This window comes from Paraburkholderia sp. JHI869 (assembly GCF_038900775.1).
GTDB lineage: Bacteria > Pseudomonadota > Gammaproteobacteria > Burkholderiales > Burkholderiaceae > Paraburkholderia.
Map to the genome: position 1 here is coordinate 61,798 of NZ_JAYMSC010000024.1, position 11,611 is coordinate 73,408.

Here is an 11,611-nt window from a genome sequence, read left to right on the forward strand (position 1 = left end):
CCGACGACTCGAAAGGTTTCGAAAATGGCGAAAAAATGCTGCGCGTTTACTCAATCACGCGCGGTACGAGGTAAAGTCCGTCCTGCACTGCGGGCGCGGGACGTTGCAGCGCTTCGCGATCGACGATTTCGGTCACGGCGTCTTCGCGCAGGCGCAGCGCGACGTCCTCGATCTGCTCGATCGGGTGGGCAAGCGGGGCAATGCCGGTCGTGTCCACGGCCTGCATCTGCTCGACGAGGCCGAAGAAGTCATTCAGGCGTTCGAGCGTATTGCCGGCTTCGGCGTCGGCCAGTTCGAGGCGCGCAAGATGCGCGATGCGCTTCACATCGTTCAGGGTCAGGGCCATGCGGTCACCGGAAAAAGAGGCTGCGGCAGTGCGGAAATTCGGTGCTGCAACAGCGGTTTATCGCGCCGGATCCGGCTCTGGAGGAAAGCTTCGACGAGGTCAAAAACTGCCTTCCGGATCCTGCAAAACAGGCAAAATTATAAGGTATCATTACGCGTTCGACCCAAACCCGGACCGCCTTGCATCCGCCTTTCAGTTCTGTTCGCAGCACAATGCGGCCAGACAAGATCAAACGGGCGGTGCAAACAGGCTGCCTCCGGTAACCATCCCCGCAGTCTCAGGCCCCTCGTGGCGCCCCTTGCGACGCATTCCGCATGATTTCGGAGTGCTCTCGCGGCGGAGCATGACGCCCTGAGATTGTTAATTTTTCCGCTGCCGCCCTCGCCCACGACGCTGGAAGGACGGCCACAAGCGAGACAGGATTTTTGAATGTTCGGTTTTCTGCGTAGCTACTTCTCCAACGACCTGGCGATCGACCTCGGCACCGCCAACACCCTGATCTACATGCGCGGCAAGGGCATCGTCCTCGACGAACCTTCGGTCGTCTCCATTCGCCAGGAAGGCGGCCCGAACGGCAAGAAAACGATTCAGGCAGTCGGCAAGGAAGCCAAGCAGATGCTCGGCAAGGTCCCGGGCAACATCGAAGCCATCCGCCCGATGAAGGACGGCGTGATCGCCGACTTCACCGTCACCGAGCAGATGATCAAGCAGTTCATCAAGACGGCGCACGAGTCGCGCATGTTCTCGCCGTCGCCGCGCATCATCATCTGCGTGCCGTGCGGTTCGACCCAGGTCGAGCGCCGCGCGATCAAGGAAGCCGCGCACGGCGCGGGCGCCTCGCAGGTCTACCTGATCGAAGAGCCGATGGCCGCCGCAATCGGCGCGGGCCTGCCGGTTTCGGAAGCCACGGGCTCGATGGTCGTCGACATCGGCGGCGGCACGACCGAAGTGGGCGTGATCTCGCTCGGCGGCATCGTCTATAAGGGCTCGGTGCGCGTGGGCGGCGACAAGTTCGACGAAGCGATCGTCAACTACATCCGCCGCAACTACGGCATGCTGATCGGCGAACAGACCGCCGAAGCCATCAAGAAGGAAATCGGCTCGGCCTTCCCGGGTTCCGAAGTCAAGGAAATGGAAGTGAAGGGCCGCAACCTGTCGGAAGGCATTCCGCGCAGCTTCACCATTTCGAGCAACGAAATTCTCGAAGCGCTCACCGACCCGCTGAACCAGATCGTCTCGTCGGTGAAGATCGCGCTGGAACAAACGCCGCCGGAACTGGGCGCCGACATCGCCGAGCGCGGCATGATGCTCACGGGCGGCGGCGCGCTGTTGCGCGATCTGGACCGCCTGCTCGCCGAAGAAACCGGTCTGCCGGTGCTCGTGGCCGAAGATCCGCTCACCTGCGTGGTGCGCGGCTCGGGCATGGCGCTCGAGCGCATGGACAAGCTTGGCAGCATCTTCTCGTACGAGTAAGCGCGCCGCGCACCGCTGCGCTCGCCCGCGGCGCGGTTTCGGCGTCGCCGCGCCAGTGAAGGCGCGGCGGCACGCACGCTGCTACGGCGCCCGCAACGGGGCGGCCTTTGGGGCGCCGAAGTTTCACACTTCGTTGTGCCCTCCGTTTCACCCTCTGTTTCACCGAACCGCACACGCCCCCGGCGCCGACCATGGAATACAGTCCGCCGCCCCTCTTTAAACAGGGCCCATCGGCACTCGCACGGCTGATCTTCTTCGTCGTGCTGTCGCTCGCGCTCCTCGTCTCCGACGCGCGCTTCAAAACGCTCGAGATCGTGCGCGGCGTGCTCGGCGCGGGCCTGTACCCGCTGCAACGCGCGGCCCTCGTGCCGCGCGACTTCTTTATGGGCGCCGCCGATCTGGCCGTGACGAGTTCCACGCTGCGCACCGAGAACACGCAACTGCACACGCGCAATCTCCAGCTTTCGCAGCAGGCCAACGAGGCCGCTTCGCTCGCCGCCGAAAACGCGCATCTGCGCGCGCTACTACAGCTCTCGCAGCGCATTGGCGCGCAAACCACGCCCGCCGACATCCAGTACGACACGCGCGACCCGTTCACGCAGAAAGTCGTGATCGGCGGCGGTTCGCAGCAGGGCATCCAGAACGGTTCGCCGGTATTGAGCGAGGACGGCGTGATCGGCCAGATCACGCGCGTGTTCCCCATGCAGTCCGAAGTCACGCTCGTGACCGACAAGGACCAGGCCGTGCCGGTCGAAGTCGTGCGCACGGGCCTGCGCAGCGTAATTTACGGCACCGCGAAGGGCGACCTGCTCGACCTGCGCTTCGTGCCGATCAGCGCCGATCTGCAAGTAGGCGACGAACTGGTGACGAGCGGGCTCGACGGCGTGTATCCGCAAGGGCTGCCGGTCGCGAAGGTGCTGCGCGTGGACAAGCAGGCCGATACCGCGTTCGCACGCGTGGTCTGCCTGCCGCTCGCCGCCGTGCGCGGCGCGCGCCAGGTACTGGTGCTGCACTATGTGCCGCAGGTGCCGCCCAACCCGATCGCCGCCGAAGAAGCCGCGGCAGCCGCCGAGGCGAAGGACGCGAAGAAGAAGCCCAAGGCCGCCGACAAGAAGGGCGACAAGAAAGCCGACGACGCGAAGGCGAAACCCGCCGCCGCGGCATCGGGCGCAACGCCCGCCCCCGCGCAGCAAGCCAAGCCAGCGGCTAACGCAGCCGCAGCGGACACAAAGCCGGCGGATAAAAAGCAGCCCGTGAAAAAGCCCAAGGAGAGCCTGCGGGAAGAGGCAGCGAAGGCCGTTGAGAAAGGGGGCCATTGATGCCGCGTCCGCAATACATTCTCCAGCCGGTCAATCCGTACTTCATCGTTTTCAGCCTGGCGGCGGCGTTCCTGCTTAACCTGCTGCCCTGGGGCAAGATGCCCGGCGTGCCTGACTTCGTCGCGCTCGTGCTGCTGTTCTGGAACATTCACCAGCCGCGCAAAGTCGGCATGGGCGTCGCGTTCTTCCTCGGGCTCCTCATGGATGTCCACAACGCGAACCTGCTCGGCGAGCACGCGCTCGCGTACACGCTGCTTTCGTATGGCGCGATCACCATTCACCGCCGCGTGCTGTGGATGTCGATCGGGCTGCAGATGTTCGCCGTCACACCCATGCTGGTCGGCGCGCAGGTCGTGCCGTTCGTGATCCGCCTGCTGATGGGCGCTTCGTTTCCTGGCTGGGGTTACCTCATCAGCGGCTTCGTCGAGGCCATCCTCTGGCCGATCGCGAGCGTGCTGCTGCTCCTGCCGCAGCGCCGCCCCGTCGATCCCGACGACACCCGGCCCATTTGAGCGGCGCACGCTCGCCGCTGGAAGACTCGCTTGACTACTTCTTACGCACCCCGGCCCGCCGTTCCTCGCGATTGGAACGGTGGAGCGCGGGTCTGACAGCATGACCGAATTCAAGGACACACAGCAGCAGCTCACGAAGTTCCGCCTGCGCGTCGCGGCGGCGGGGCTGTTCGTGTTCGTCTGCTTCGGGCTGATCGCGTTCCGCTTCCTGTATCTGCAAGTCTGGCACCACAGCAAGTACTCGCTACAGGCGGACGAAAACCGCATTTCCGTCGCGCCGATCGTGCCGAACCGCGGCATCATCACCGACCGCAACGGCGTCGTGCTCGCCAAGAACTACTCGGCGTACACGCTCGAAATCACGCCCTCGAAGCTCACCGACACGCTCGACGACACGATCGACCAGCTCTCGACCGTGATCCCGATCGACGCGCGCGACCGCCGCCGCTTCAAGAAGCTGCTGGAAGACTCGAAGAACTTCGAGAGCCTGCCGATCCGCACGCGCCTGACCGACGACGAAGTCGCGCGCTTCACCGCCCAGCGCTTCCGCTTCCCCGGCGTGGAAGTGCGCGCGCGCCTGTTCCGCCAGTACCCGCTCGGGCCCACGGCCGCGCACGTGATCGGCTATATCGGCCGTATTTCGCAGCGCGACCAGGAGCGCATCGACGATCTCTCCGACAAGAACGACAGCGATCCCGAGCACTACGATCCGCGTCTCGACGCGAACAACTACAACGGCACCGACTACATCGGCAAGATCGGCGTCGAGCAGAGCTACGAAACCGAACTGCACGGCATCACCGGCTTTGAGGAAGTGGAAGTGACGGCGGGCGGCCGCCCCGTGCGCACGCTCTCGCGCACCCAGGCGACGCCCGGCAACAACCTCGTGCTCTCGATCGACATCGGCCTGCAGCAAGTGGCCGAGCAGGCGTTCGCGGGCAAGCGCGGCGCGCTCGTGGCAATCGAGCCGTCGACGGGCGACATTCTCGCGTTCGTCTCGGCGCCGAGCTTCGACCCGAACTCGTTCGTGGATGGCATCGACCAGCAGACCTGGGACGAGCTCAACAACTCGCCCGATCACCCGCTCTTGAACCGTCCGCTGCACGGCACCTATCCGCCGGGCTCGACCTACAAGCCGTTCATGGCGCTCGCCGCGCTCACGCTGCACAAGCGCACGCCGCAGTGGGGCTTCTCGGACCCCGGCTACTACATGTTCGGCGGCCACCGCTTCAACAACGACGTGCGCTCGGGCCAGGGCTGGGTCGACATGAACCGCGCGATCATGGTGTCGAACGACACCTACTTCTTCATGCTCGCGCACGATCTGGGCGTGGACAACATCGCGAACTTCATGAAGCCGCTCGGCTTCGGGCAGCTCACGGGCATCGACATCGCGGGCGAGGCGCGCGGCATCCTGCCTTCCACCGAATGGAAGCGCAAGGCCTACCGCAAGCCCGAGCAACAGCGCTGGTATGAGGGTGAAACGGTCAGCCTCGGTATCGGCCAGGGCTACAACTCGTTCACGATCCTGCAGCTCGCGCACGCCACGGCCACGCTCGCCGACAACGGCGTGCTCATGAAGCCGCACCTCGTGAAGGAGATCGAGAATCCGATCACGAAGCAGGAGCGCCTCACGGTGCCGAGCGAAAGCGGGCGCCTGAACGTCACGCAATCCGATATCGACGTCGTGAAGCGCGGCATGGAAAACGTGACGATGAATCAGTCGGGCACGGCCTACCAGGTGTTCCGCAATGCGCCCTACACGTCGGCGGGCAAGACCGGCACGGCGCAGGTGTTCTCGCTGCAGGGCGGCAAGTACAAAGGGCATGCGCTCGCCGAAAATTTGCGCGACCACGCGCTCTTCATCGCATTCGCACCTGCCGAAAAGCCGCAGATCGCCGTTGCGCTGATCGTCGAAAACGGCGGCTGGGGCGCGCAGGCCGCAGGCCCGATCGCGCGCCGCGTGCTCGACTACTACCTCGTCGACCGCCTGAAGCCGGGCGTCGAGCAGGCGGCTGTGGCCGCGGCGGCTTCGGCCACGGAAGACGCATCCGCGCCAGTGATCGGCGCGCCGCCCGAGGCGGCTTCGGGTGCGGCTCCGGGTGCCGCTTCCGCCACGGCTCCGGGCGCGGCTTCGGGTACGCCCGCCACGCCCGTCGTGCAGCCTGTGAGGGTCGCTGCCGGCTTCAAGCCGCTGCCGATTCCGGGCGCGGCATCGGCGGCCGCTGCGGCTTCGGCTGCTGCGGCGGCTTCGGAAGCCTCGGGCGCAGCCGCGGCGGGTCCGGCTTCGGCCCCCGCTGCCGTCGCGGCCCCGGCCTCCGGCGCAGCGGCGCGGCCCACGCCCGCCAGCAATGCAGCCGGCAAAACCCGCAAACCCCGCCAGAACGTTAGCCCCGATGCACCCACCGTAACCGACGCCGTGAACGGCGGCACCGCCAGCACGGACGGCACGCCCGACACGGGCGCCGCCCGCCCTGCGCCTGCCTCCGTGCCCCGCCATTTCGGCCCTGGCCCCCATCGCCCGCGCCGCCCCGCCAGCGCAAGCGACGCGGCCACGCTCGCACCGCCGCCCAAGCCCGCAACGGGCGGCATCGACGAGTAAGGAGTCACCATGCCTTTCTTCCAGCTCGACAAGATCGACAAGCGCGCCGTGCTCGACACGCTGCGCAAGATGTTCCTCGGCTTCGACCGCCCGCTCGCGCTCACCGTGTTCCTGCTGCTGTGCGTGGGCATCGTCACGCTGTACAGCGCGAGCCTCGACGTGCCAGGCCGTGTTGAAGACCAGCTGCGCAACATCATGCTCACCTTCGTGCTGATGTGGGCGCTCGCCAATGTGCCGCCCAACACGCTCATGCGCTTCGCGGTGCCGATCTATACCTTCGGCATCGCACTGCTCATTGCCGTGGCGCTATTCGGCCTCACGCGCAAGGGTGCGAAGCGCTGGATCAACGTGGGCGTCGTGATTCAGCCCTCGGAAATTCTCAAGATCGCCACGCCGCTCATGCTCGCGTGGTATTACCAGCGCCGCGAAGGCGTGATGCGCTGGTACGACTTCGTCGTCGGTTTCGTGATCCTGCTCGTGCCGGTGGGCCTCATCGCCAAGCAGCCGGACCTCGGCACCGCCGTACTCGTGTTCGCGTCGGGCCTTTTCGTGATCTATTTCGCGGGGCTCTCGTTCAAGCTGATCGTACCGGTGCTGATCGCGGGCGTGATCGGGGTGGCTTCGATTGCGGCGTTCCAGGACAAGATCTGCCAGCCGCAGGTGAACTGGCCGCTCATGCACGACTACCAGAAGCACCGCATCTGCACGCTGCTCGACCCGACCTCCGATCCGCTCGGCAAGGGCTTCCACACCATCCAGGCCGTGATCGCGATCGGCTCGGGCGGACCGCTCGGCAAGGGCTGGCTCAAGGGCACGCAATCGCACCTGGAGTTCATCCCCGAAAAGCACACCGACTTCATCTTCGCGGTGTTTTCCGAGGAGTTCGGTATGGCGGGCGGCCTCGTGCTGCTCACGCTCTACATGTGTCTGATCGCGCGCGGGCTCTACATCGCCGCGAACGGCGCAACGCTCTTCGGGCGATTACTGGCCGGTTCGCTCACGATGGCGTTCTTTACCTACGCGTTCGTCAACATCGGCATGGTGAGCGGCATCCTGCCCGTGGTGGGCGTGCCGCTGCCGTTCATGAGCTATGGCGGCACGGCGCTCACCACGCTCGGCGTGGCGATCGGGCTCATCATGAGCGTGGGACGCCAGAAGCGGCTGATGCAGAGTTGAGTGTGCGGCGGGCGACTATGCCCGCTTGATCGATGCGATCGAAGCTCAAAAAAAACGCGCCGGCATTGTCCGGCGCGTTTTCGTTTCGGCGGTCGCTTTCTCGTGCTTACTGCGTGGGCGCCGACTTCATGAGCTGCGCGCTCAACTGCTGGTACTTCAGGCGCGCCACGGGATCGCCCTGCGCCGCCGCCGCGGCATAGTAAGCACGCGCGACGTTGAGGTTCTTCGGCACGCCGTCGCCGCCGCGCTCGTAGAACGAGCCGGTCACGTATTGCGCCGTCATGTCGCCGCCCTCGGCAGCCTTCTTGTACCAGTAGAACGCCTGCTTGTTGTCGCGCGTGGTGCCGCGCCCGTCGAGGTACTGGTTCGCGAGCGCGAGTTCCGCCTGCACGTGGCCTTGCTTCGCCGCCTTGAGGAACCACTGGTGCGCTTGCACCGGATCGCGCTCGACAAAGTCGCCGTCGTCGTACATCTTGCCGTACACGTACTGAGCGTGCGACATGTTCGCGTCCGCCGCCTTGCGCAGCCACTTGCGTCCCTCGCCCACGTCGGCAGCTCCGCCTTCGCCGTTCACGAGCATCATCGCGTAGTTGAACTCCGCCAGCCGGTTGCCGCGCTCGGCCGCCGCCTGGAACTCGGCGCGCGCCGCGCTGAGGTTGCCCGCGTTGTAATCGGCAACGGCGTTGGCCGTTTGCGGATCGGATTGCGCGCCTGCGGTGGCGCTAGCGGCGTCGGCTGCTGCCGCGACTCCGCCCACGCTGAATGCCGCAGCCGCGAAACAGCCCATCGCGACCGCACGCACCACGCGCCCCATAAGCGCTTTCGGACGCTTCATGATCTCGCCTCCTGGAGCGCCTGACGTGTCGCGCGCACGAGCCACATCACGTCAGCGGCAAGGGCGATAAAGCTGAAACCCATCTCGCGATACTGCTTTGCGGAGGCCGCATCCATCGCGAAGATGCCCGCAGCCACACCCGCCTCGCGCGCAGCCGCAACGATGCGCTGCACGGCGGCGACCACATCTGGATGCTTCGAGTCGCCGAGATGGCCAAGGCTCGCCGCCAGATCGGCGGGCCCCACGAACAGGCAGTCGACGCCCGGCACCTTTGCGATCTTCTCGACTTCGGCCAGCGCCGCCGCAGACTCGATCTGCACGATGGTCGCGATCTGCGCGTTCGCGCCCTGAAGGTAGTCGCGCCGCATGCCGTAGGCCGCCGCACGCACCGCGCCCGCCACGCCGCGCTGGCCGCCCGGCGCGCGCGCGTCGGGGTATTGCGTGAGGCTCACGGCGCGCGCGGCCTCTTCGGCCGAGGCCACGTTGGGGAACATCACCGTGCGCGCGCCCGCGTCGAGCACGTGCTTCACGAGCCACGGCTCGCTGTCGGGAAGACGCACCACTGGTTCGGTGGGCAGATGCGCGGCGGCGATGGCGCGCAGTTGCGCGATGGTGTCGGCGCTGTCGTTGGGGGTGTGCTCCATGTCGATCAGCAGCCAGTCGAAGCCGGCGTGCGCGAGCGCCTCGGCGGCGGTCTCGCTGCCCATCGAAAGCCATAGACCGAAAAGCGGTTCCGCCTCCTTGAGGCGTTCCTTGAGGGGATTGGTGAAGGTGCTCATCGCCGTGCTCCCGGCGAGGCTGCGGGGCGCGCGCGCACGGCGCGGGCGGTTTCGCCCGGCAGCGCGGCAGCCGGCAGGTCTCGCTCCGTTATGTGTTTGTCGGGCCGCGCGCGGGGATGCGCAGGCCTTGCGGCAATGATCATACCGCGACAAAAACTTGGGCGACGGCACGGAAAACCCGCCTTGCGCGGGTCGTCGGAGCGAGGGTGAAGCGGACCTCGTGCGCGTCAGTCGCGCGTGACTTCGGCCCAGCAGTTCGGCGTTTCGTACAGGCGCAGCTTGTGCAGGCGCAGATTCACGCCGTAGTGCGCGTCGTACACGTTCGCGAGAATATCGAACGCGATGGCCGCAAGGTTTTCCACGGTCGGAATGCGGTCGATCACGACCGTCTTGTGGCCCGGCAGCGTTTCGAGAAAGCCGCGCACCTGCGTATCGCCCGCGAAGACGAGGAACGCGTGGTCCCACAGATCGACGAGATGCTGGTTCGCGAGCGACTTCACGTCGGCGAAGTCCATCACCATGCCGCGGTCGGGCGCACCCTCGGTTTCGACGAGGTCGCCTTCCAGCGTGATTTCGAGCACGTAGCGATGGCCGTGCAGGTTGCGGCACTGGCTGCGGTGGTCAGGGATGCGGTGGCCCGCGTCGAATTCGAGTTTTCGGGTGATCGTCAGCACGGCGCTTCTTCAGAAAAATTCGCGTGAATCAGGGAATGTTCAGGTATTTATGGGTCTGCATCGACAGGCGCCACTGCGGATGACGCTTGCACCAGTCGATCGCGAGCTTCGTGTTCAGGTCGCGCGACGGGCCGTCCATGGGCTGCACGAGAAAATACTCGAAATCGAGCTTCGCGTACTCGGCGAGGCGCTGGTTCTCCTGCGGCACGACGACCTTGAGCTCGTTGCCCTTCGTGACGACGAGCGGCGCGTCGGCCTTCGGGCTCACGCAGATCCAGTCGATGGTTTCGAGCACCGGCAGCGAGCCGTTCGTCTCGATGGCGATCTCGAAGCCGGCGGCGTGCAGCGCGTCGACGAACGGCTGGTCGATCTGCAGCATCGGCTCGCCGCCCGTGCACACCACGAAGCGGTTGCCCTCGCCTTCCGGCCACAGCGATGCGATCTTCGCGACGAGTTCTTCAGGCGTGCGGAATTTGCCGCCGTTCTCGCCATCGGTGCCGACAAAATCAGTGTCGCAGAAGCGGCAAACGGCTTCTTCGCGATCTTCCTCGCGGCCCGACCAGAGATTGCAGCCGGCGAACCGGCAGAACACGGCCGGACGCCCGGCGTTCGCGCCCTCGCCCTGCAACGTGTAGAAAATTTCCTTTACCGCGTAAGTCATCGTGCAGCCTGGTTCTGGCTCATGAGCGCGAGGCTCATGGAAAGCCGGTTGGTCTCGGGCGCGAAATCATCGTGTGGCGGGGCGCGCCGCCCGTGCGCGGCCCTGGCCATAATCAGTACGTGCGGCCCGAGGCTAACGCTCAGACCGGTGCTTCCGTCACGTTCTCGCCGGCGAGGTACGCTTCATACCCGCGCTTGCGCAACTTGCACGCCGGGCACTCGCCGCAGCCGAAGCCCCACGCGTGAAGCTCGGCGCGCTCGCCCACGTAGCAGGTGTGCGTCTCGACGCGCACCATGTCTACCAGCGCTTCGCCGCCCAGCTTTTCTGCCAGGCGCCACGTGTCGGCCTTGTCGAGCCACATGAGCGGCGTTTCCAGCACGAAGCGCGTGTCCATGCCGAGATTGAGCGTGACTTGCAGCGCCTTCATCGTGTCGTCGCGGCAGTCGGGGTAGCCCGAAAAGTCGGTTTCGCACATGCCGCCCACGAGCACCTTGAGACCGCGACGATAAGCGATCGCCGCGGCGATCTGCATGAACATCAGGTTGCGGCCAGGCACAAAGGTGTTCGGCAAGCCGCTCGCTGCCGTTTCGATCTCGATCTCGCGCGTCATTGCCGTGTCGCTGATCGAGCCAAGCACCGAGAGGTCGATCATGTGATCGTCGCCAAGACGCTCGCCCCACTCGGGGAACGTGCTCGCAATCGCGGCGCGAAAGCCCTCGCGGCATTCCAGTTCGACGCGATGACGCTGGCCGTAATCGAAGCCGAGCGTCTCGACGCTCTCGTATCGGTCGAGCGCCCATGCGAGGCACGTGGCCGAATCCTGGCCGCCGGAAAACAGTACGAGCGCGCCCTTGGCTTCAGTTCGAGTCACCGTGAAACTCCGTGTATGAGGTTTCCGCGCGAATGCTTTCGTTGCGTGGCTTGTGTCGCTTGCCTTGTTGCTTGAAGCGCCCGTGCGGACCGGCAGGGACAACCCCCGCGCCGGCTCATGCAGTATAGGCCGGGGCTCCAGCACGGGCATCGGCGCACCCTTATACCCTGGATACCGTCGATGTCTGGAATGCGAACCGCAAGACATCGGACACAACGCAGGCACAACGAAAAAGCCCCAGGAATCGAACGATCTCCTGGGGCTGCATTCTGGTGGCCTGGGACGGAATCGAACCATCGACACGCGGATTTTCAATCCGCTGCTCTACCAACTGAGCTACCGGGCCAACGAAGAAAGAAGAGT

The 11,611-nt window shown here is 65.6% G+C and carries 11 protein-coding genes and 1 tRNA gene; 5 read left to right on the forward strand and 7 right to left on the reverse strand.

All coding sequences use genetic code 11. The annotated features are described in order from the left end of the window. Window positions 1–46: 46 nt before the first annotated feature. Complete coding sequence (gene gatC, locus VSR72_RS31410) at window positions 47–346, reverse strand: Asp-tRNA(Asn)/Glu-tRNA(Gln) amidotransferase subunit GatC (protein WP_028203206.1); 300 nt, start codon at window positions 344–346, stop codon at window positions 47–49. Window positions 347–775: 429 nt separating this feature from the next. Between gatC and VSR72_RS31415 the strand changes: the two genes are divergently transcribed. The 5 genes from VSR72_RS31415 (at window position 776) to rodA (ending at window position 7,428) form a co-directional block, all read left to right on the forward strand. After that, the gene (locus VSR72_RS31415; RefSeq protein ID WP_004189550.1) at window positions 776–1,819 is read left to right on the forward strand and encodes a rod shape-determining protein; all 1,044 of its coding nucleotides are present in this window, start codon (window positions 776–778) and stop codon (window positions 1,817–1,819) included. Window positions 1,820–2,010: 191 nt separating this feature from the next. Beyond that, a complete protein-coding gene (mreC, locus tag VSR72_RS31420) occupies window positions 2,011–3,138 on the forward strand; it encodes a rod shape-determining protein MreC (RefSeq protein ID WP_342956157.1) in 1,128 nt (375 codons plus the stop codon). Continuing rightward, window positions 3,138–3,650 carry a rod shape-determining protein MreD gene (gene mreD / locus VSR72_RS31425; protein WP_342956158.1) on the forward strand — a complete coding sequence of 171 codons (513 nt, stop codon included), beginning with the start codon at window positions 3,138–3,140 and terminating at the stop codon, window positions 3,648–3,650. Before mreC ends, mreD begins: the two co-directional genes overlap by 1 nt. Window positions 3,651–3,750: 100 nt before the next feature. Then, complete coding sequence (mrdA, locus tag VSR72_RS31430; protein WP_342956159.1) at window positions 3,751–6,252, forward strand: penicillin-binding protein 2; 2,502 nt, start codon at window positions 3,751–3,753, stop codon at window positions 6,250–6,252. 9 nt (window positions 6,253–6,261) lie between these two features. Further along, window positions 6,262–7,428: a rod shape-determining protein RodA gene (gene rodA / locus VSR72_RS31435; protein WP_342956160.1), complete on the forward strand. Its 1,167-nt coding sequence runs from the start codon at window positions 6,262–6,264 to the stop codon at window positions 7,426–7,428. A 106-nt stretch (window positions 7,429–7,534) separates the two neighbouring features. On the opposite strand, the gene VSR72_RS31440 is transcribed toward rodA, so the two are convergent. The 6 genes from VSR72_RS31440 to VSR72_RS31465 form a co-directional block, all read right to left on the reverse strand. After that, window positions 7,535–8,263, reverse strand: coding sequence for a tetratricopeptide repeat protein (locus VSR72_RS31440; RefSeq protein ID WP_342956161.1), 729 nt, complete (start codon window positions 8,261–8,263; stop codon window positions 7,535–7,537). Continuing rightward, the gene (locus VSR72_RS31445) at window positions 8,260–9,042 is read right to left on the reverse strand and encodes an aldolase/citrate lyase family protein (protein WP_342956162.1); all 783 of its coding nucleotides are present in this window, start codon (window positions 9,040–9,042) and stop codon (window positions 8,260–8,262) included. Before VSR72_RS31445 ends, VSR72_RS31440 begins: the two co-directional genes overlap by 4 nt. Window positions 9,043–9,269: 227 nt before the next feature. Next, window positions 9,270–9,713: a 6-carboxytetrahydropterin synthase QueD gene (queD, locus tag VSR72_RS31450; RefSeq protein ID WP_028203213.1), complete on the reverse strand. Its 444-nt coding sequence runs from the start codon at window positions 9,711–9,713 to the stop codon at window positions 9,270–9,272. 31 nt (window positions 9,714–9,744) lie between these two features. Further along, on the reverse strand, window positions 9,745–10,377 hold the full coding sequence (queE, locus tag VSR72_RS31455) for a 7-carboxy-7-deazaguanine synthase (RefSeq protein WP_342956163.1): 633 nt from the start codon (window positions 10,375–10,377) through the stop codon (window positions 9,745–9,747). A 139-nt stretch (window positions 10,378–10,516) separates the two neighbouring features. Then, a complete protein-coding gene (queC, locus tag VSR72_RS31460; RefSeq protein ID WP_158756644.1) occupies window positions 10,517–11,248 on the reverse strand; it encodes a 7-cyano-7-deazaguanine synthase QueC in 732 nt (243 codons plus the stop codon). A 270-nt stretch (window positions 11,249–11,518) separates the two neighbouring features. After that, window positions 11,519–11,594 (reverse strand) — tRNA-Phe (locus VSR72_RS31465). Window positions 11,595–11,611: the final 17 nt, after the last annotated feature.

Bases quoted from the DNA above. Each gene is read 5' to 3' on its own strand.
- mreD (WP_342956158.1), top strand. From the start codon at position 3,138: ATGCCGCGTCCGCAATACATTCTCCAGCCGGTCAATCCGTACTTCATC.
- VSR72_RS31415 (WP_004189550.1), top strand. From the start codon at position 776: ATGTTCGGTTTTCTGCGTAGCTACTTCTCCAACGACCTGGCGATCGAC.
- gatC (WP_028203206.1), bottom strand. From the start codon at position 346: ATGGCCCTGACCCTGAACGATGTGAAGCGCATCGCGCATCTTGCGCGC.
- rodA (WP_342956160.1), top strand. From the start codon at position 6,262: ATGCCTTTCTTCCAGCTCGACAAGATCGACAAGCGCGCCGTGCTCGAC.
- VSR72_RS31440 (WP_342956161.1), bottom strand. From the start codon at position 8,263: ATGAAGCGTCCGAAAGCGCTTATGGGGCGCGTGGTGCGTGCGGTCGCG.
- VSR72_RS31445 (WP_342956162.1), bottom strand. From the start codon at position 9,042: ATGAGCACCTTCACCAATCCCCTCAAGGAACGCCTCAAGGAGGCGGAA.
- mreC (WP_342956157.1), top strand. From the start codon at position 2,011: ATGGAATACAGTCCGCCGCCCCTCTTTAAACAGGGCCCATCGGCACTC.
- mrdA (WP_342956159.1), top strand. From the start codon at position 3,751: ATGACCGAATTCAAGGACACACAGCAGCAGCTCACGAAGTTCCGCCTG.
- queE (WP_342956163.1), bottom strand. From the start codon at position 10,377: ATGACTTACGCGGTAAAGGAAATTTTCTACACGTTGCAGGGCGAGGGC.